Here is a 19,795-nt window from a genome sequence, read left to right as displayed (position 1 = left end):
CACTACGTGAACGCCGCGCGCAACGCCGCGATCGCGGCCTTGACGGCCGGGCGCCGGGTCGCCGACCGGCGGGTGAGCGCGCGCAGCGTCCGTACGCGTGCGGGTCGCAGAGGCCGTGCATGTACTGCGGTATCGCGTAGTACGAGATCGGGCAGGACAGCGATCCCCGCGCCCTGCGCGACGAGTGCGGCGATGGTGTCGAGACCCTCGAACTCCCAGAGTCGCGTCGCGTCGATGCCGGCACTGCGCAGCATGGCATCGGTCGCAGTACGCGAGGGCTCGCCCTCAGGAGCGCACAGCCACGTCGAGTGGCGCGCCTGCTCGCGTACCGAGCGGAGCGCAACTGGCGTACGCCCCGTCGCGAGCGCATGGTCCGGTGGCACGGCGAGGCTCAGCTGGTCGCGTCCGAGAGTGGCGGCGACGAGACCATCTGGAGTCGACGGAGCACCCCAGGTGTCGATCACCGCGATGTCCACATCGCCAGAAAGCAAGGCATGTGGAGCATCGTGGCTGCCAACTTGCCGGAGTGAGGTCTCGAGCTCCGGGTGTGCGTCGGCGACCTCTGCGAGAGCGATCGCAACGGCTGAGGCGGTCGTCGGAATGGCGCTGACAGCGAGTGTTCCGCGGACGCCTGTGCCGTACGCCGCGATCTGGGACTCGATCGACTCGGCGTGGCCGAGTAGGTCGCCGGCGCGCTCAGCGAGAAATCTTCCAGCGTCGGTGAGCACAGCCGTACGCGCGGTGCGGTCGAGTAGCGAGAGTCCGGTCTCGTGTTCCAGCGCCGACAGCTGCTGTGAGACTGCCGAAGATGAATAGCCGAGCGTCGACGCGGTCGCCGTGATGGTGCCGCGAATCGCGAACTGCTGCAGCAGCATGAGTCGGTGAAGGTCAAGCATCGGTCAATCTTATGCTCGTCCTCAGGTTTTCGTGCTTTTGTCGATGCTTGCTCCAGCGCACCCTTGAGTCATGAAGACGATCTCGCCCACCTTGGCGATCAACGAGGAGATCGCCCGGCGTACCCACGACGGGCTCGATACGGTCCCGATGGGGTTCGGCGAAGCGAACGTGCCGGTTCATCCTGGTCTGGTGCGCCGTCTCGCCGATGCCGCGGCGCAGAACCACTACGGTCCCGTCGCCGGCTCGTCGGCCTTGCGTGCGGCGGCCGCCGGGTACTGGACACGCCGAGAGATTCCGACGGCCGCGGACCAAGTCGTCGTCGGGCCAGGCAGCAAACCCTTGCTGTACGCGCTCTTCAGGGCTCTGGGCGGATCGGTCGCCCTACCCAAACCGAGCTGGGTCAGCTATGCGGCACAGGCCGCGATGCTCGGAGTGAACGCGCGGTACGTACCCACCCGTTACGGCGAGGGTGGCGTGCCCGATCCGGAGATCGTCGACGCCTTGGCACGGGAGTCGGCGGCCGATGGCCGCCCCTTGCGGGTCGTCCTCGTCACGCTGCCCGACAACCCGACGGGCACGCTCGCTCGTACCGAGACGGTACGCGAACTCTGTACGGTGGCACGTCGCCACGACCTGACGATCATCTCTGATGAGATCTACCGCGACCTCGTGCACGATCCTGCGACGGCATATCTCAGCCCCGCAGACGTCGTACCGGAGCGCACCATCATGACGAGCGGGTTGAGCAAGAGCCTGGCCCTCGGCGGCTGGCGGATCGGAGTCGCGCGCTTCCCCGCTGAGCCTCGGTACGCGACGGTGCAGGCATCGCTACTGACTGCCGCGAGTGAGATCTGGTCGTCGGCCCCGCAGCCCGTCCAAACTGCGGCAGCGTGGGCGTACGGCGAACCGGCCGAGCTCGGCGAGCACATCGCGCGTAGCCGGCGTCTGCACGGTTCGATCGCGCGAGCGACGGCGGCCGTACTGCGTCGCAGCGGCGTCGAGGTACCCGATCCTGCCGGCGGGTTCTATCTCTATCCGTCGTTCGACAAAGTGCGAGACGTACTTCGTGCTCGGTGGTCGATCGAGACGAGCCCTGACCTCGCCACCACGTTGCTGGAGCGCTTCGGCATCGCGACGCTCCCGGGCACGGCGTTCGGTGACGATCCGGAGCGGCTCACCCTGAGAGTCGCCACGAGCATGCTGAACGGTCGAGACGATGCCGAACGCACCGCGGCGCTCGAAGCAACCGATCCGAGTGCCCTTCCGTGGGTCGCACGCAGGCTCGATCAGCTCGACGAGGCACTGACGTCGCTCACGTGAACGATCGGTCGTCGATCACGTCGAGGTTCTGGAACTCGACATCGTCGACCAGCGCATTCATCTTCGCTGACATCTCCTGGGTCTCGGGCAGCTCGGAGTTCTGCATCGCCGACTCGTAGGAGTCGAAGAAGACCAGCGACACGAGATGGGTCGAGTCGTCGCGGTCTCGGGCGGTGATCGCACGGCGGACGGTGTGTTTGCCATCTGCTGCACGTTCGTACTCCTTGTGTAGCTCGCTCAATGCCGTGTCGACGTCGGACATATGCGAGTCGATGAGCTGGACGAACATGTCGGTGCTCCTTAGGGACGTACCTCGAGGATGAGGTTGAACGGCGTAGTGGCCACTTGGCGAACGTGGGTCATACCCGCGTCGGCCAATGCCGCCCGCCAACGGGCGGCGCCCGCCTGGGTTCCGATTGCGTATCCGACCTCCTGGGACAGCGAGTTCGGCGTACAGATGAACGACGAGGCCGTGTAGTAGATCGCCGCCATCGGGTTCTCGGCGATGTTCGTTGCCCGATCGTCCAACGCGAACGGTTCGACGAGCAGGACGGTGCCGTCCGGGTTGAGATGCTTCCGTGCGTACGTTGCGGCGCCGACCGGATCACCCATGTCGTGCAGGCAGTCGAAGAAGCAGATCAGGTCGTAGGTCCCCGGGTAGCTCTGGGCGTCGCCCAGTGTGAACTCGACCCGATCGGCGACGCCGGCCTCGACCGAGCGGAGCCGGGCCGTGTCGATCGACGGCTGGTGGAAGTCGAATCCGTGTACGTACGTGTTCGGGTAGGTCGTCGCCAACACGATGGATGCCGCCCCGTGACCGCATCCGATGTCGGCGATCGACCCACCCTGCTCGAGGCGTTGCTCGACTCCGTCGAGCGCGGCAATCCAGCCGGGCAGCTCGGCTCGATAGCCGGTGCGGAACAGCCACTCGGTACCGGCGAAAAGATGCTCGTCGTGGTCGCGCCAGCTCAGCGCACCATCCGTACGGAACGCATCGAGGCACTTCTGGCCGTCGATCGCGACGGACAGCAACGCGTTCATCGCCCGGGCGATGAAGACCGGGGAGTCGGGGTCGGCGAGCGCCAACGCCACCTCACCCGACAGCACGTAACGGTCGCTGGCGGCTTCGTAGCCGAGGATCGACCCGGCGGCTTGAGCGTCAAGCCACTCGCGGGTGAGTCTCGGGTGGGTGTTCGCCGCCGCTGCAAGGTCGTCTGCGCTCATGGGCTCGGCGCCGGCAAGGATGCGGTAGAAGCCGAGCTCGTCCCCAACCCAGATCCCCGCACACATCGACAGCCCGGTCATGAAACCGGCCATCTGCCCCATCACCTGCTCTACCGCGGCCTCGTCGATCGTCGGGCTGGCTGCTTCGCTCATCGGACTCACCTCTTGTCTAAGAACAGTCCGATGAATGCCCATGTCCGTTACAGACTTGCGCTGTGTGCGGTTGCGCTCACCAACGAAGGTCGGGTTCGAGGTGCCTGCGCAGGCGGGTACGTGCGCGGTGGAGTAACACGCGTTGGTTCGAAGCAGACAGGCCGAGGCGAGCTGAGACCTCAGATGTGGTTGCGTGCTCGACGTCGTGCATCGTCCAGACGCTGCGCTGCGCCTCTGGCAACTGCGGCAGCACTCGTACGACCGTGTTCAGCACTTGCTGGGCGACCAGCCGATCGTCGACGGCATCGGCGGCCCGGGCGTTGGAGTCGGCGGTGACTCGTGGTGCGAGCTCATCGAGTCGCTCCGACTGAACGGGCAAGTCGCGAGCCTCGCGGGCGAGGGTGCTTGCGGCGCGTCTGGCCAGAATGCGATTGATCCAGGTGAGCAGCGATGACCTGCCCTCGAATCGGTCGATGCCCTGGTACACCGCGAGCCAGGTGTCTTGAACGACTTCTTCGGCCACGGCATGGCTCTGCACCAGTCGCTCGGCGTGAGCGAGGAGTTGGCGTCCGTAGCGGTCGACCAGCGTTACGAAGGCCGCCTCGTCCCCACGGCGGAGGCGGTCGACCAGCGGGTCGACGTCCATCTGTCGAGCGTACGCCCGGTGTGCCGGGCATGGGCGGGAATGTCAGGATCGAAGTATGAGCGACCTGCAGTGCGCGGCCACCCTCCTCGTCGCGCGGCATGGGGAGGCGGAGTACGAGTCCGAGCTGCTGACCGACGCGGGTGGATCGCTGTCCGTACGCGGGCGCGACCAAGCACGCGACTTGGCGGCGTCGCTGCGCGGTCGGCGGATCGCGTACGTCTACTCGAGTCCGCTGGCGCGTGCAGTGCAGACCGCCGAGATCGCCGCAGCAGAGTTGGGCGTCGGTGTCCGCGTACGCGAGGGTCTGCAGGAGCTCACGGTCGGGGCGTACGAAGGACACCCGGAGGAGCCGAACCCGTTCGCCGACACCTTCGCCGCGTGGAAGGCGGGCGATCTGGCTGCGACGTACGACGGCGGTGAGTCGGCCGAGCAGGTGATCGAGCGCGTACGTGCGGCGCTGGAGTCGATCATCGACCTCCATCGAGGCGAGAGCGTCCTGGTGATCAGCCACGGCGGTGTGCTGGCGCTCGTACTGCCGCGGCTCGTCTCCAACCTCCGCCACGACCACGCGTACGGCAGGGGTCTCGGCTACGGCGATGTCGTCGAGTTGGCCGCCGACGCAGACGACTGGACCTGTCTGCACTGGCCCGCTTCGCGACCCGGATAGCCAAGCCACACCTTCGCAAGGGCAGCCGAACCTGCGTGGAACCGTGGCGCTGAAAGTCCTATTGTCGGGAGTGTTCGAGTCACGGGAGGCGGTTGAGATCAGGCCGCGGCAGGAAGCTTGTTCTTCTTCTTGGCGTTCTTGACCTTGACCAGTTTGCGCTTCTTCACGGTGTAGCCCTTGGGCAGCGTGCCATCGGCCAGCATCCGAAGCGGACACCGTTTGCACTTTGGCTTCGAAGTGCAGCACTTCTTCTTTGGCTTGGCGGGCACCGTATAACGGTACCAGTAAGGTTAGGCACCCCTAAGAGTTAACCCGGTCACATCGGAACGAAGGAGTAGGACCATGGCGGCCCCCACGTTCGTCAGGCAGCTGACGCAGCAGATCGGCAACGAGTTCTCCGCCCACCAGCAGTACGTCGCGATCGCCACCTACTACGACGCGCTCACGATGCCGCAGATGGCGGCCCTGTTCTACCAGCAGGCGCTCGAGGAGCGCGATCACGCGATGATGATGGTGCAGTACCTCCTCGACGCCGACGAGGACGTCGCCATCCCCGGTGTCGAGACGCCCAAGAGCGGCTTCGTCGATGTCATCGAGCCCGTGCAGCTCGCCCTCGACCAGGAGAAGCGGGTCACCGAGCAGATCAACGAGCTCACGGGCATCGCGCGTGACGAGAAGGACTTCGCGTCTGACCAGTTCATGCAGTGGTTCATCAAGGAGCAGGTCGAGGAGGTCGCGAAGATGACCGACCTGCTCGCCGTCGTCACCCGCTCGAAGGACGATCTGGAGTCGATCGAGGACTGGGTCGCCCGCGAGGAGACCGGCGAGGACTCCGACCCGACCGCACCTGCCGTCGCAGGGGCCTGACCGCTCAGTCTTCGCGCGCGAGCACGTTTCGCAGAACGGGGCGGGCGGTCGCTGCTCCCAGCTCCACCAATACGACGGCCGCCGCGAGGCTCCCCGCGAGCTGTACGGTCGGGATCGGGTTGGAGAAGAAGCCGATCGACAGCGGGATCAGGAAGATCGTCGCACTGAGCAGCGACACGATGAGGCCCGTGCGCAGCGGTATTCGTACCTCTGCGGCACGGGCCTTGTCGAGGGTCGCGGTCTCCGTACCCGAGAGGGCGAGCATCCGGTAGGCCGAGCGCTGATCGATGACTCGCGCTGACTGGATGACGCCGGTCGAAACCGCTGCGAGCACGCCCGCGATAGCCAGGGTGAGGTACGCGCCGGTCGCCATATCGCTGAAGAGCTGCGCATCCTCGGCGCTCGCCGCCTGGTCCGCCCCGAACGTCTGCATCGTGCACGCCAGCACGGCGATGAACGTCGTCAGGCAGACGCCCCCGACCGTACGCCAGGCCGACTTGGGGTCGTCGACGATGCGTCGGCCGGCGAGCAGCGTCGGCACATCCTTGGCACGTCGTACGGTCCAGCGGCCGGCGCACCACATCACGAACGGCCCCGCGACCGATACGGCGCCGAACACCAACGCGAGTACGACGATCAGCGTCATGGCCTCCGCATTGCGACTGCGCGAAACCGCGATCCATGCGAGGAGTGCGGCACCGAGTACGGCGAGTCGAATCCACGTCGGGCCGAGTGGCGTGTGGCGGTTGACCACGCCGAGTGGAGTGATCGCGACCCGCGCAAGACTCGACAGCGACGAGAGCGCCGCGAGTGCGATCACGCCGAGAAGCGTCGCCGCAAGAGTGAGCGGACCGACCCACAGCTCACCGAGGCCGAACGACCGCCCCTGGAAGTGCACCAGCGCGAACACCGGAATCAGTCCGAGATAGCCGACGGCGCCTACGACCGCGCCGATCACCCCTTGGGTGACGGCCTCCAACAGTGCGATGAGCGTGACCTGCGGCGTTGTCGCACCGGCGAGCCGGAGGGCGGCGAGCCGGGCGTCGCGGCGACTCACCGCCAGTCGGGCCGCCGAGCCGCCGAGAGCGACCAGCGGGATGACCAGCAGAACCGCCGCCGTGATCGCGAGCGCCGGGTACTGGCTGTCGACATCGTCACTGCTCAGGCCGTCGGCGCGGTCCCGGAACGCTCCGACACCGCCGATGACGATCAACAACAGTGCCGTCGTGGTCGCGAACGCGATGATGGCGAGCCGCGACGTCGTACGCTGCGGGTCCGCCGCACCGACCGTACGTTGCCGCAGTAGTAGATGGAGTCGGTACGCCGCCTTCATGCGCCCACCGCCGTCCGGGTCAGCCGGCCGTCCCGCATATGGGCCGTGGCCTCGCACCAACGGGCGACTCCTGCGTCGTGCGTGACGACGACGAGGGAGGTTCCGTTGGCCCGCGTGGCTTCGCAGAGCACCCGCATCACCTCGTGTCCGGTGTCCTGGTCGAGTGCTCCGGTCGGTTCATCGGCGAACACGACTCCGGGTGACGTCACGAGTGCTCGCGCGATCGCGACTCTTTGTTGTTGCCCTCCGGACAGCTCACCGGGTCGTCGTTGCTCCATGCCGGAGAGCCCGAGGTAGCCGAGCCATTGAGCGGCGAGCTTCGATGAGGTCGTACGGTCTGCGCCGCCGAGCATCATCGGCAACGCGACGTTCTCGAATGCCGGGAGCTCCGGCAGCAACTGTCCGGACTGGAACACGAACCCGAAGTCCGTGCGGCGTAGCCGCGTGCGGTCGGCGTCGCCGATTCGCGCGAGGTCGGTGTCGCGCCAGCGGATCACGCCCGCATCGGGGCGTACGACGGCGGCAAGACAATGCAGCAGGGTGGTCTTGCCCGAGCCGGACGGGCCCATGATGGCAAGCGACCGGCCGGCCGGGATCTCGATGCTGACGGAGGCAAGGGCGGGTATGGCTGCATCGCCCTTGCCGTACGTCTTGGTGAGGTCGATTGCGGTGAGCGCTGAGGTCATGTGTCGATCCTGGCCGCGGAAGGCCGCTCATTCGTCCTGCTGAGGTCGCGACCGCGGTCGCGCTGCGTACTACTGCGGTCTGACGGCAGCTCCGCATTTCGCAGGGCAGGGAATATCGGCGGTCGGCGTCCGTTAGAATAGTTGAAGATACAAGTATGAACGGAGCACCGCATGACCAGCGAACTGATTGCCCCCGACACCACGATGGGTGCCGTCACCCTCGACGTCGCCGATCTGGACGTGATGACCCGGTATTACCGCGACGCTATCGGACTCGACGTACTCGCCGAGGTCGACGGGTCGGTGACGCTCGGCCGGAGGATGAACCCGGTGGTGATCCTGCGGCATTCGCCACATCTGCGGCATGCGGGTCCGCGCGAGGCCGGACTGTTCCACACCGCGATCCTGTTCGACACCCAGGAGGCGTTGGCGGCTGCGGTCAACTCAGTTGCGCGTACCGGCACGGGGCGGTTCACGGGTAGCTCCGACCACCTCGTCAGCAAGGCGTTCTACTTCGACGACCCCGAGGGCAACGGCGTCGAGCTGTACTGGGACCGCGATCGTACGCAGTGGAGTTGGACCCACGGGCAGGTCGAAATGGCCACGATCTACCTCGACCCGAACGAGTTCCTGCGCGAGCACCTCACCGAGCCGGGCATCGACAACCCGCGGTTGGGCGACGCCGTTGTCGGACACGTCCACCTGTCGGTCGGTGATACGGATACGGCTCGTGAGTTCTACGTCGACCGGCTCGGGTTCGAGGCGACGGCGTGGTTCGGTGCGGATGCGCTGTTCGTCAGCGCCGGGAAGTACCACCACCACATGGCGATGAACGTCTGGAAGAGTCGCGGCGCCGGTCCGCGACAGCCCGCGCTCGGGCTCGGGCAGATCGACATCATCGTGCCGAACGCGGACGAGGTCGGCGCACTCACCGAGCGAATGAAGCACTACGGCATGCAGCCGCGCGACGACGGGCGTACCGTCACCGTCGACGATCCGTGGGCCAACCGCGTGCACGTGACTGCTGCGTGATCCGCCGCCTTGCGGAGTTTGCGGACTTTTCGGTGTCGTACGCGCGCTGCAGCACCGAAAAGTCCGCAAACTCTCACGTACGGAGGCCGCCTGTGGATGAGCGCGACACCAAAAGGCGTGCGCGCAACACACTGAGGGTGTGCAGGTCGCGATACCCGATGCGCTCCGCAAGGCGCCGTTCACGCGTTCCACGGCGCGCGCCCATGGGCTGAGCGATCAGCTTCTGCGCGGGCCGCGGGTCAAGCGTGTGTTCCGCGGCGTGTATGTCTGCTCGGATGTTCAGCTCGACTTCGCAACGTACCTCGACGCGGCTCGACTTGTCGTCGGCGATGCGGCCGCCACTCATCTGACCGGTCTACGCTGCTACGGAGTCGAGCTCGGTTCGATGCTCCCGTTGCGCTTCGCGTCGGCGGGGCGAGCGACCGAGCAGGACGGCATACGCGTGATCCGCCGCATGCGGCTCGCCGAGTACGACAACGGCACACTGCGTCCGGAGCAATGCTGGGTCGATGCCTGCCTCGATCTCGACCTCGTCGACGCGGTGACCGCAGCCGACTGGCTGATCAACAACGGGGCCACGACAATCGAACGGCTCGTGACCTTTGTCGAAGGCACGGACAACTGGGAGGGCATCCGCAATGCTCGCTTAGCGCTTCCCTACGTACGCACGAATGTGCGTTCTCCCCGAGAGAGCGTGACTCGTCTACTGCTCGTCCTGGCTGGGCTCCCCGAGCCCGACGCGTGCAATCTCGATATCTACGACGGTGATCGTTTCCTCGGTTGTGGCGACCTCGTCTGGCTCGCGTACCTGCTCGTCACCGAGTACGACGGGCGCCAACACGCCGAGGACACTGCGCAGTGGAACCACGATCTCGACCGGATCGAGGGCTTCGACGACGCGGGGTGGCGCTTCCATCGAGTGACGAACCGCCGGCTAAGGGCGCCCCGCAAGGTGGTCCGCCGGGTCCACGCCAAACTCCGAGCCGGAGGTTACGTCGGACCCGAGCCGGTGTTCGACGAGCAGTGGTCGCGCCTGTTCGAGCGTCGGCCGGCTACTTCACGCTGACCGTGTGTCGGAGTTTGCGGACTTTTCGGTGTCGTACGCGCGCTGCAGCACCGAAAAGTCCGCAAACTCTGGCCGACAGCACCTCAGAACAGGCGCAGGCTCGGATCGTCGATGCCGCGCAGGTCGTCGTAGTCGACCGTCACGCACTCGATCCCGCGATCCTGGGCGAGTACGCGCGCCTGCGGTTTGATCTCCTGCGCGGCGAACACCCCGCGTACGGGGGCCAGCAGCGGGTCGCGATTCATCAACTCGAGGTAGCGGGTGAGTTGTTCGACCCCATCGATCTCACCGCGGCGCTTGATCTCGACCGCGACGGAGCCACCCGTGTCGTCCTTGCACAGCAGGTCGACCGGGCCGATGGCGGTCATGTACTCCCTGCGGACCAGACTGATGCCGTCGCCGAGTGTCGTCGGGTGCTCGGCGAGCAGCTCTTGCAGATGCTTCTCCACCCCGTCCTTCTGCAGACCCGGGTCGGGGCCGAGCTCGTGCTCCGAGTCGTGGAAGATCTCCTCGATCAGGATGCGCAGCGTGTCGTCGGTCTTGGTCGCCGAGACCGTCCAAACGGTCACTCCGTCGTCCTGAGACTCGCGCAACGTGCACGGCGGGCTCATCCAGTTCAGCGGTTTGTACGCGCGGTCGTCGGAGTGGACCGATACGGAGCCGTCGGACTTGATCAGGATGAGGCGGTTGGCCATGGGGAGATGGGCGGTCAGTCGACCGGCGTAGTCCACCTGACAGCGGGCGATCACGAGACGCACCCGCATAGGCTATTAGGTGGTCGTGCGTGACCGATCTCATGGTGGCCCACCCCCGCGCATGACAGACTTCGCCCGACGTACGACAGTGTGTTCGTACGGCAACGTCCGCTCGACAAGGAGACGATGGATGGCGCGGGAGTTCAAGCAAGTTGGCGTGATCGGCCTCGGCACGATGGGAGCCGGGATCGCCGAGGTGTTCGCCCGCAACGGGTTCGCCGTCGTCGGGGTCGAGCAGAGCGATGAGCAGCTGGAGCGCGGCCGCGGTCACATCCAGCACTCGACCGACCGCGCGGTACGCCGGGAGAAGCTGACGACCGACGATCAGCAGGCGTTGTTCGACCGGGTCACGTTCACGACGAACATCGACGACGTCGCCGAATGCGACCTGGTCGTCGAGGCCGTCGTCGAGAGCCTCGACATCAAGCGCGACGTGATCACCCGCCTCGACAAGATCGTCCGCGAAGACGCCGTACTCGCGACCAACACCTCGTCGCTCTCGGTCACCGAGATCTCCGCCGCCACCGAGCATCCGAGTCGGGTCGTCGGCATGCACTTCTTCAACCCGGCGCCGGTTCAGAAGTTCCTCGAGGTCGTACGTACGGTCGTCACCTCGCCCGATGTGATCGAGGATGTCGAGGCGCTCGCGGGCCAGCTCGACAAGGCGCCCGTTGTCGCAGGTGACAAGGCCGGCTTCATCGCCAACGCGCTGCTGTTCGGCTACCTCAACCACGCCGCATCGATGTACGACAGCCAGTACGCGAGCCGCGAAGACATCGACGCGGCGATGCGGTTCGGCTGCGGCTACCCGATGGGTCCGCTCGCGCTGCTGGATCTGATCGGCCTCGACACGGCGTACGAGATCCTCGAGACGATGTACCGCCAGGGCCGCGACCGCCTGCACGCGCCGGCACCGGTCCTCAAGCAGATGGTCACCGCTGGCCTGCTCGGCCGAAAGAGCGGCCGCGGCTTCTACACGTACGAAGGGCCGGACTCGCCGGTCGTCGTCGACGACTCGTCGACGCCCTCCGCCGACTCAGCTCCGCAGCTGCGCCGCGAGGTCGCAAAGGTCGGCGTGATCGGCACCGGCACGATGGCTTCGGGCATCGTCGAGGTGTTCGCGAAGGCGGGCTATGACGTCACCTACGTCGGTCGCTCGGCGGGCAAGGTCGACGCCGTACGCGAGCGCATCACCCGATCGCTCGACAAGGCGATCCAGCGCGGCAAGCTCGACGAGGACGCGAAGTCGGACGTGCTCGGTCACCTGATCGGCACGACCGAGATCGAGGCGATGGCCGATGTCGACATCGTGGTCGAGGCGATCGCCGAGGACCTCGCCGTCAAGAAGGCCCTGTTCGAGAACCTCGACGAGATCTGCAAGCCGGGCGCGATCCTCGCCACCACGACATCGTCCTTGCCGGTGATCGAGTGTGCATCGGTCACGAAGCGGCCGGGCGATGTTGTCGGCATGCACTTCTTCAACCCCGCGCCGGTGATGAAGCTGGTCGAGGTCGTTTCGACGGTGCGTACCAACGCCGACGTGGCGGAGACGGTACGCGCGCTGTGCGCCAACGTCGGCAAGCACGCGGTCTCGTGCGGCGACCGGGCGGGATTCATCGTCAACGCGCTGCTGTTCCCGTACCTCAACGACGCCGTACGCATGCTCGAGGCGCACTACGCCACCGCCGACGACATCGACACGGCGATGAAGCTCGGCTGCGCATTGCCGATGGGGCCGTTCGAGTTGCTGGACGTCGTCGGGAACGACGTGTCGCTGGCGATCCAGCGCACGTTGTACCTCGAGTTCCGCGAGCCGGGCTTCGCGCCCGCACCGTTGCTCGAGCATCTGGTGACGGCCGGCTACCTCGGCCGCAAGACCGGACGCGGCTTCCGCGACTACTCCAGCTGAGGCCGATGACCACCGACAACCGGATCGACCGCGATGCCCCGCACGCGCGAGTGCGAACGGGGCATTACGAGATCGTCGTAGCGGTCTTCTGCTCGCTGTTGTTGATCTCCAACATCAGCGCGGTGAAGCTGATCGAGTTCGATCTCGGACCATGGCAGATCATCACCGACGGCGGCGCATTCCTGTTCCCGCTGACCTACATCCTCGGCGACGTGCTCGCCGAGGTGTACGGCTTCCGCGCCGCCCGGCGGGCGATCGTGATCGGGTTCGCGGTGTCGATCCTCGCGTCGATCTCGTTCTTCGTCGTGCAGCATGCACCCGCCGCATCCGACTGGGAGAACCAGCAGGCTTTCGAGGCGGTCCTCGGGTTCGTGCCGCGGATCGTGCTGGCCAGTATGTGCGGCTACCTCGTCGGGCAGCTGATGAACGCGTACGTGCTCGTCGCAATCAAGAAGCGCACCCGCGAGGGCAATCTCTGGGCCAGGCTGCTCGGCTCGACGGTAGTCGGTGAGTTCTTCGACACCTTGGTGTTCTGCACGATCGCATTCTTCGGCGTGATCACCGGTGGAACGTTCGTCAACTACGCGATCACCGGGTACGTGTACAAGGTGGCCGTCGAGGTGATCTTCCTGCCGGTCACGTACGCCGTGATCGGCTGGATCAAGAGGCGCGAGCCGTCGTACGCGTGAGCACGTGGAGGCGGCGGAAGTCACCGACCAGCCGCCGCGCGATGACGGCATGACTCGCCGCCGTCGGGTGAATCGCATCGACGGTTGGTAGTCCGTTGATCATCCGCGTCCATTCGGGCGTCGTCGTGTCGACGACCGTGGCGTCGATCGCTCGCGCCGCGTTGCGCAGCACCCCGTTGACGGCGCCGAGTTCGGCGTCGGTCTCACCGAGCAGGAACGGAAGGACGACGGCGAAGCGTGCGTCGGGGAACGCTTCGTGGACATCGGCGAAGTAGCCCGTGACTGCCCGCCTGAACACAGGAGTCGGCACTTCGCGGTCGTTCCGTCCGGCGTCGATCACCACGAGGTCTGGCCCGAATGCGCTATTGGTGCGGGCCAACCGGTCATCGAGCGGCGAGTAGTCGTTCGCCGGAGCGCCGCCGTTGACGAAGCCGGTGCCGCTCTGCGCGTCGAGCTCGCAGGTCCACCCGCGTCGGTCGGAGACCAAGCATGCGTAACCGAACGCTGGGCCCTTCGTACCGTAACCGACGGTGTAGCTGTCGCCGATCCACAGCGCATGCGGTGCGTCCGCATCGGCCTGGCGAATCGGCGTCACCGGGCCGCCGGCCGACTCGGACTCGTCACGTAGCAGGCCGGTGCTGACGACGACGGATATGGCGAGAGCCGCCGCGACGGCGGCAAGCAGCCACGCTCGTCGCCTGGACACCCCTCGACTCTCCATATGCCCAACTGTAGGGCCCAAGCAGCGATCCGCGCCTCAGTCGTAGTAACGGTTCAGAAACGTGCTGCGGAAGTCGTCGAAGGCGCCGCTGACGATGCTCGCCCGGATGTCATCGACGAGGCGGACGATGAAGCGCTCGTTGTGGATGGTGGCGAGCGTCGCCGAGATCATCTCGTTCGTCTTGAACGAGTGATGGAGGTACGCGCGGGAGTAGTTGCAGCAGGTGTAGCAGTCGCAGTTCTCGTCGATGGGGGAGAGGTCGCGGCGACAGCGGGCCGTGACGATGCTGAAGCGGCCGTCCGGGTGGAGCACGCGTCCGCTCCGGGCGACCCGGGATGCCGACACGCAGTCGAAGGTGTCGGCGCCGTTCTCGATCGCCGTGAACAGGTCGTCGGGCTCGCCGATGCCCAGCAGATGGCGCGGTTTGTCCTCCGGTAGCTCCTCGTTGACCCAGCCGACGATGGTGCCGAGCTCGGTCTTCTCGAGCGCGCCGCCGATGCCGAAGCCGTCGAAGTCCATCGAGGCGATGTCACGTGCGGCCGTACGTCGCAGGTCTTCGTACTGCGCGCCCTGCACGATGCCGAACAGCGCCTGTGGCGGCCGGTGGGTGCGCGCGGCGGAGAGCCGCTCGTGTTCGACCACGCACCGTTTGGCCCAGGCATGGGTACGCTCGAGCGACCGCTCCTGGTACCCGCGGGTGTTCAGCAGCGTCGTGCACTCGTCGAACGCGAAGATGATGTCGGCGCCGAGGTTGTGCTGAATGCGCATGGACTCTTCGGGTGTGAACCGGTGTTTCGATCCGTCGATGTGCGACTTGAACGTCACACCGTCGTCGTCGACGTGCGCGAGTCGCTCCTTGCCCTCGGCGATGACGTCATCGTGTCGCGCGGTGCTGCTGTCCATCGACAAGACCTTCTTGAAGCCCGCGCCGAGCGACATCACCTGGAACCCGCCGGAGTCGGTGAAGGTCGGTCCGGGCCAGTTCATGAAGCTGCCGAGACCGCCGGCCTCATCGATCAGGTCGTCGCCCGGCTGCAGGTACAGGTGGTACGCGTTGGCCAGTAGTGCCTGTGCGCCGAGCTCGCGCATCGACTCGGGTAGCACAGACTTGACGGTGGCCCGGGTGCCGACCGGAATGAACGCGGGAGTTTCGATGTCTCCATGGGGCGTACGGATCGTGCCGGTGCGTCCGAGACGGCCGGGCAGACGGTGGTTCAGGGTGAAGTACTCGGGCACGCATCCATCAAACCAGTCGCCGTCACGCCGGTAGCGGTCGGCACGACGACACCGTCGATGATCGAGACGATGTAGTCGCTGTCGATCGGTAGCCGCTGAAAAAGCGTGCGGTACGCCGCCATGGCGGGCGCCACGACGGCCAACGTCTCGATGTCGCAGTCCGGCGAGACTTCCCCGCGGTCGATCGCGCGCTGGATGAGGATCCGGTTGACCGCCGCAGTGGGCTCGATGAGCGCGCGCTGCACCACATCGGCGAGGGTCGGGTCGGTGTTCAGCAGCGACACGATGCCCGCCATGATCTTGAGCTTGCGCTCGGCGTGTTCGGTCGAGGGCGCCTTCAGACTCGCGATGAGATCGCCGCGCAACGAGCCGGTGTCGGGGAGAGCGTCGAGGTCCGCCGGCGGTTTGACGCTCGCGACCGCGTCGGCCACGAGCTCACGCTTCGACGCCCAGCGCCGGTAGAGCGTTGCCTTTCCCGCCTTGGCGCGCGCCGCGACCAGGTCGATCGTCATTCCGTCGTAGCCGGACTCGGCGAGCACGTCGAGTGTGGCGTCGAGGATGACGCGATCGCGTCCGGGATCGCGTTTACGACCGAGTTTGGTGGTCGGTTCCTGCGTGCCGAACTGGGTCATCGCGGCGGCCTGCCTTTCCGTTGTGCGTCCGATGTTACTCGATAGTTCCGGAACTCAAGGGTTTCGAAACTAAGGAGTCTCGTATATTGTGCCAGGCATGTCACAGAACTCGCTTGCACCGCCCACGACCGCAGCGCCGGCGTCTCGCCGCTGGTTGACCCTCGTCGTCGTAGGGCTCGCCCAGCTCATGGTCGTGCTCGACACGACCGTCGTGAACATCGCTCTGCCGTCAGCCCAAGCCGACCTCGGCTTCTCCGACGGAGACCGACAGTGGGTCATCACCGCGTACGCACTCGCCTTCGGCAGCCTGCTGTTGCTCGGCGGACGCCTCTCCGACCTCATCGGGCGCAGACGCACCTTGTTGACCGGCCTCATCGGGTTCGCGGCCGCCTCCGCGCTCGGCGGTGCAGCCACCAGCTTCGGGATGCTCGTCGGCGCTCGCGCTCTACAGGGCGTGTTCGGCGCTCTACTCGCCCCTGCAGCGCTCGCCGTGCTCACGACCACCTTCACGATCCCAAGGGAGCGCGCTCGAGCGTTCGGCGTGTTCGGCGCCATTGCGGGCGCCGGTGGCGCGGTCGGCCTGCTGCTCGGTGGGTTCCTCACCCAACAGCTCGACTGGCGCTGGAGTCTCTACATCAACATCGTGATTGCTGTGGTCGCCGCGGTCGGCGCATTCATCTTCGTACCAGCGAACGAGCGGGCCGCGTCGCGTCCGCGACTCGACCTGCCCGGCGCCCTACTCGTCTCAGCCGGGCTCTTCGGCCTCGTCTACGGCTTCTCCAATGCCGAATCCGAGGGTTGGGGTTCCCCGCTCACCTGGGCAACGCTCGCTGTCGCTGCAGTGCTGCTCATCGGGTTCGTGGCCTGGCAGCGGCGTACCGCGCATCCGCTACTGCCCCTGTCGGTCCTCACCGACCGCAATCGCGCCGCCGGCTACGTCTCGGTGTTCATGGCCGCAATCGGCATGTTCGGCGTCTTCCTCTTCGTCACGTACTTCCTGCAGGTCTCGCTGGACTACTCGCCGATCCGGACCGGGCTCTCGTTCCTGCCCATGGTCGGGATGCTGGTGATCGCTGCGCAGCTCGGCACCAACCTGTTCGTGCCCCGGCTCGGTTCGAAGGTCATGGTGCCGATCGGCATGCTGCTCGGCGCGTTCGCCATGGCCTATCTCACCAACCTCGACCTGTCGAGTACGTACGCAGCCGACGTACTGCCGGCGCTGATGCTCATGGGCGCCGCGATGGGCACGATCGTCCCCGCCGCGATGCAGAGCGCAACGCTCGGTGTTGAGGGGCAGCACGCCGGGGTCGCCTCGGCCCTCGTCAACACGAGTCAACAGGTCGGCGGCGCGGTCGGTACGGCGCTGCTGAACACGCTCGCAGCCGCCGCCGTGACGGATTACATCGCCTCGCACGCGGCGGCGCCAACGGTCGCCGCAGACGCGGCGGTGCACAGCTACACGGTCGCCTACTGGTGGTGCGCTGCGTTCTTCGTCGCCGGTGCGGTCGTCGCCGGTGCATTGTTCCGTCGTCGAGGCGAGACCGAACCGTTGGCAGTCACCACTCGGCGATGATCGGCAGCCCGGGCTCGTGTTGTCGCCATTGCTCGGCAAGACGGACCAGGCGAGCAGGTGCGGCGATGCCTCGTACAGTCGCGATCCGGCCACCCGCAAGGTCGAAGGTCACCGCGCCCACGACCCGATCGCTCAGCACGAAGAGGATCGCCGATGAGCCGTTGACGAGCGCATAGTGCGCGGCAAGGGTGCCGCCGGCAAAGCGTCGCTTCGCGGCGGAGGGGGTGAAGCCGGCTCGTGCGACGATCGCGATCCGCTCCGGCGTCTCGTACCGAAGCAGTGACGTGGTCAGACCGGCTCCGTCGGAGATCGCCGTTGCATCGTCGGTGAGCAGTGCCACAAGCCGTTCTGTGCGGCCCGACGACGCGGCGGTGAGGAACTCCTCGACGACCCTGCGCGCCGACGCCGGATCGACGTCGAGCGAACGTCGTCGCGACGTGGTGATGTGATGACGCGCACGATGCAGATGCTGTTGACTCGCCGACTCGGTGAGGTCGAGGATCTCCGCGATATCGGCGTGACTGTACGAGAACGCCTCCCGCAACACGTACACGGAGCGTTCGAGCGGCGAGAGTCGCTCCATCAGCGTGAGCACGGCGAGGGAGACCGACTCACGCTGTTCGACGGTCTCCGACGGCCCGAGCATGGGGTCGCTGTCGAGAAGCGGTTCAGGCAGCCATGCGCCGGCACTGTGCTCGCGGCGGAACTGCGCCGAGCGGAGCCGGTCGAGGCAGAGGTGCGTGACGACTTTCGTCAACCACGCTTCCGGAACCTTGATCCGCTGCCGGTCGGCGGACTGCCAGCGTAGGAACGCATCCTGCACAGCGTCCTCGGCGTCGGACGCCGAACCGAGCAGCCGGTACGCCAGCGAAGCAAGCCGGTTTCGGCTCGCCTCGAATCGGCTGACGTCGAAACGATCGACGGAGGTGCCGTCCACGCGCATCACCTTAGTTGCTTACGTACTCGACGGCTCGGCAGCGAGTCGGCGCCGACGTTTGGGTAGTCCGAGAGTCGGATGCCGCGTTCCCAACAGGGCACCCTTCTGGATCCCCGCCTTCACCCGGACGGCCTTCCTGCCGCCCAAGTACCTCGACTTCGGCTGTGCCTCACCGTCGATGAGCTGCAGGATGCCGTCGCGACGGCCGAGACTGATCGCGCTGTACCGATACACCAACTTGACGTTGGCGATCTCGCGGCCGGTCAGGCGTCCGACGATCGCCGCGATAGCCTGTCGACCGGTGTACCCGGCCGAGCCACAGTTCATGGGCAGCTGTCGACCGTTCTCGCCGAGGGTGAACACGGTGTCGCCGACCGCGTACACGGACGGATGAGAAACCGACCGCATGGTGCGATCGACGACGATCTGACCGCGTTCGGTGACCTCGAGCCCCGCAGCTGCCGCGATCGGGCTGACCGCGAACCCCGCCGTCCAGATGGTCGTATCCGCCTGCAGGACGTTGCCGTCGGTGCACCGTACGCCGGTGGCCTCGACGGTTTCGACCGTGGTGTGCTCCACAACGTTGATACCCAGCCGGTCGCAAGCCCGACGTAGGTGGTGACGCGCATTCTCGGAGAGCCGGTCACCCAGCCCTCCACGGGCGAGAAGGGTCACGGACAGGTCAGGTCGGGCCTCGGCGATCTCGGTGACGGTCTCGATCCCGGTGAACCCGTCGCCGACGACCAGAACCGACTCGCCAGCACCCTGGTCCGAGAGGTGCTCGCGCAGACGTAGCGCCGCCGGTCGTCCGGCTACGTTGAATGCGTGCTCTGCCACACCGGGAACGGTCTGGTCGGCGACTTGGCTGCCGAGTGCGTAGACCAGGGTGTCGTAGCGGATCTCACCGCCTCCTTCGTCGTCGGCGACCGCAACGACCTGCCTCTCCGGGTCGATTGCGGCGACGCGTGCCACCCGCAGCCGAACTCCCGTCCCCGCGAACACATCGGCGAGGTCGGGAGCCTCGATCTCCCGTCCGGCCGCGAGCTGGTTCAGCTGCTGGCGATGCACGAAATCCGCCGCGCTGTTGACGACGGTGATCTCAATATCGGTAGGGGACAGGCGGCGGGCGAGGTTGCCGGCCACGTACGCCCCGGCGTATCCCGCGCCGAGGATGACGATGTGATGCTTCGCAGGTTTACTCATTGGTTGCTCCCGTTCGGTTCGAATCGCCAGTTGGGAGTTGAGCGGGACGGCACCCCGATTCCTGACAGGTACGGCGTATGGCGCGGATCACACGACTGCCGATTTGTCGTCAGCGGGCTGGCGCTTTGCGATCGGTTACGCCCAGGTCGCTACCTAGTGGAGCTGGGCGTAACCGATCGCAACAAGCTTCTCCGCAGCCCGTACGCCGGCCCGGTAGCGCGATCGGTGGTACCGCCGCGGCTACCATCT

21 protein-coding genes are annotated in these 19,795 nt (G+C 66.4%); 8 read left to right on the top strand and 13 right to left on the bottom strand.

The features are described from left to right. Positions 1-2: 2 nt before the first annotated feature. Positions 3-896, bottom strand: a complete 894-nt coding sequence (locus MU582_15735; protein UPK73877.1) for a LysR family transcriptional regulator — start codon at positions 894-896, stop codon at positions 3-5. Between the two features lie 70 nt (positions 897-966). On the opposite strand from MU582_15735, the gene MU582_15730 reads away from it, so the two are divergent. Next, positions 967-2,217 carry a pyridoxal phosphate-dependent aminotransferase gene (locus MU582_15730; protein ID UPK73876.1) on the top strand — a complete coding sequence of 417 codons (1,251 nt, stop codon included), beginning with the start codon at positions 967-969 and terminating at the stop codon, positions 2,215-2,217. Here the strand turns inward: MU582_15730 and MU582_15725 are convergent. The 3 genes from MU582_15725 to MU582_15715 all read right to left on the bottom strand — a co-directional run bounded on the left by MU582_15725 (position 2,210) and on the right by MU582_15715 (position 4,240). Next, positions 2,210-2,506 (bottom strand): hypothetical protein, encoded by a 297-nt coding sequence (locus MU582_15725; protein ID UPK73875.1) that lies wholly within the window; start codon positions 2,504-2,506, stop codon positions 2,210-2,212. The two genes, MU582_15730 and MU582_15725, sit on opposite strands and share 8 nt — an antisense overlap. 11 nt (positions 2,507-2,517) lie before the next feature. Further along, positions 2,518-3,594, bottom strand: coding sequence for a class I SAM-dependent methyltransferase (locus MU582_15720; protein UPK73874.1), 1,077 nt, complete (start codon positions 3,592-3,594; stop codon positions 2,518-2,520). Positions 3,595-3,670: 76 nt separating this feature from the next. After that, positions 3,671-4,240 (bottom strand): sigma-70 family RNA polymerase sigma factor, encoded by a 570-nt coding sequence (locus tag MU582_15715; GenBank protein ID UPK73873.1) that lies wholly within the window; start codon positions 4,238-4,240, stop codon positions 3,671-3,673. A 55-nt stretch (positions 4,241-4,295) separates the two neighbouring features. On the opposite strand from MU582_15715, the gene MU582_15710 reads away from it, so the two are divergent. Beyond that, positions 4,296-4,907: a histidine phosphatase family protein gene (locus MU582_15710; GenBank protein UPK73872.1), complete on the top strand. Its 612-nt coding sequence runs from the start codon at positions 4,296-4,298 to the stop codon at positions 4,905-4,907. A gap of 98 nt (positions 4,908-5,005) precedes the next feature. On the opposite strand, the gene MU582_15705 is transcribed toward MU582_15710, so the two are convergent. Continuing rightward, positions 5,006-5,176 carry a hypothetical protein gene (locus MU582_15705; protein UPK73871.1) on the bottom strand — a complete coding sequence of 57 codons (171 nt, stop codon included), beginning with the start codon at positions 5,174-5,176 and terminating at the stop codon, positions 5,006-5,008. A gap of 73 nt (positions 5,177-5,249) precedes the next feature. Between MU582_15705 and MU582_15700 the strand changes: the two genes are divergently transcribed. Beyond that, positions 5,250-5,774, top strand: coding sequence for a ferritin (locus tag MU582_15700; GenBank protein UPK73870.1), 525 nt, complete (start codon positions 5,250-5,252; stop codon positions 5,772-5,774). A gap of 4 nt (positions 5,775-5,778) precedes the next feature. Here MU582_15700 and MU582_15695 read toward each other — a convergent pair whose 3' ends face one another. Both MU582_15695 and MU582_15690 read right to left on the bottom strand, forming a co-directional pair. Next, on the bottom strand, positions 5,779-7,107 hold the full coding sequence (locus MU582_15695) for a hypothetical protein (protein ID UPK73869.1): 1,329 nt from the start codon (positions 7,105-7,107) through the stop codon (positions 5,779-5,781). After that, positions 7,104-7,793 carry an ABC transporter ATP-binding protein gene (locus MU582_15690; protein ID UPK73868.1) on the bottom strand — a complete coding sequence of 230 codons (690 nt, stop codon included), beginning with the start codon at positions 7,791-7,793 and terminating at the stop codon, positions 7,104-7,106. Before MU582_15690 ends, MU582_15695 begins: the two co-directional genes overlap by 4 nt. Positions 7,794-7,964: 171 nt before the next feature. Here MU582_15690 and MU582_15685 point away from each other — a divergent pair, with 171 nt between their 5' ends. Further along, positions 7,965-8,825: a VOC family protein gene (locus tag MU582_15685; GenBank protein ID UPK73867.1), complete on the top strand. Its 861-nt coding sequence runs from the start codon at positions 7,965-7,967 to the stop codon at positions 8,823-8,825. 139 nt (positions 8,826-8,964) lie between these two features. Continuing rightward, a complete protein-coding gene (locus MU582_15680; GenBank protein ID UPK73866.1) occupies positions 8,965-9,891 on the top strand; it encodes a hypothetical protein in 927 nt (308 codons plus the stop codon). Between the two features lie 83 nt (positions 9,892-9,974). Here the strand turns inward: MU582_15680 and nucS are convergent, their stop codons facing one another. Beyond that, positions 9,975-10,655 (bottom strand): endonuclease NucS, encoded by a 681-nt coding sequence (gene nucS, locus MU582_15675; protein ID UPK73865.1) that lies wholly within the window; start codon positions 10,653-10,655, stop codon positions 9,975-9,977. Between the two features lie 121 nt (positions 10,656-10,776). On the opposite strand from nucS, the gene MU582_15670 reads away from it, so the two are divergent. Together MU582_15670 and MU582_15665 are read left to right on the top strand one after the other, a co-directional pair. Further along, positions 10,777-12,555, top strand: a complete 1,779-nt coding sequence (locus MU582_15670; protein UPK73864.1) for a 3-hydroxybutyryl-CoA dehydrogenase — start codon at positions 10,777-10,779, stop codon at positions 12,553-12,555. 5 nt (positions 12,556-12,560) lie between these two features. Next, complete coding sequence (locus MU582_15665) at positions 12,561-13,244, top strand: queuosine precursor transporter (protein ID UPK73863.1); 684 nt, start codon at positions 12,561-12,563, stop codon at positions 13,242-13,244. On the opposite strand, the gene MU582_15660 is transcribed toward MU582_15665, so the two are convergent. Genes MU582_15660 through MU582_15650 form a run of 3 tightly spaced genes read right to left on the bottom strand, consistent with a single transcriptional unit; the run spans position 13,216 to position 15,833 of the window. Beyond that, complete coding sequence (locus MU582_15660; protein ID UPK73862.1) at positions 13,216-13,950, bottom strand: SGNH/GDSL hydrolase family protein; 735 nt, start codon at positions 13,948-13,950, stop codon at positions 13,216-13,218. The two genes, MU582_15665 and MU582_15660, sit on opposite strands and share 29 nt — an antisense overlap. A gap of 51 nt (positions 13,951-14,001) precedes the next feature. After that, complete coding sequence (tgt, locus tag MU582_15655; protein ID UPK73861.1) at positions 14,002-15,201, bottom strand: tRNA guanosine(34) transglycosylase Tgt; 1,200 nt, start codon at positions 15,199-15,201, stop codon at positions 14,002-14,004. Then, a complete protein-coding gene (locus tag MU582_15650) occupies positions 15,180-15,833 on the bottom strand; it encodes a TetR/AcrR family transcriptional regulator (GenBank protein ID UPK73860.1) in 654 nt (217 codons plus the stop codon). The genes tgt and MU582_15650 overlap by 22 nt, the downstream gene beginning before the upstream one ends. 97 nt (positions 15,834-15,930) lie before the next feature. Between MU582_15650 and MU582_15645 the strand changes: the two genes are divergently transcribed. Then, positions 15,931-17,406 (top strand): DHA2 family efflux MFS transporter permease subunit, encoded by a 1,476-nt coding sequence (locus tag MU582_15645; GenBank protein ID UPK73859.1) that lies wholly within the window; start codon positions 15,931-15,933, stop codon positions 17,404-17,406. Here the strand turns inward: MU582_15645 and MU582_15640 are convergent. After that, a complete protein-coding gene (locus MU582_15640; protein UPK73858.1) occupies positions 17,390-18,343 on the bottom strand; it encodes a sigma-70 family RNA polymerase sigma factor in 954 nt (317 codons plus the stop codon). The genes MU582_15645 and MU582_15640 overlap by 17 nt on opposite strands. Before the next feature lie 18 nt (positions 18,344-18,361). Next, positions 18,362-19,546 carry an FAD-dependent oxidoreductase gene (locus tag MU582_15635; GenBank protein ID UPK73857.1) on the bottom strand — a complete coding sequence of 395 codons (1,185 nt, stop codon included), beginning with the start codon at positions 19,544-19,546 and terminating at the stop codon, positions 18,362-18,364. Positions 19,547-19,795: the final 249 nt, after the last annotated feature.

The sequence above is a fragment of the Nocardioidaceae bacterium SCSIO 66511 genome (genome assembly GCA_023100825.1).
Lineage (GTDB): Bacteria > Actinomycetota > Actinomycetes > Propionibacteriales > Nocardioidaceae > Solicola.
The sequence above is the reverse complement of the archived record's forward strand: the minus strand, read 5'-3'. Positions and strand labels throughout refer to the sequence as shown.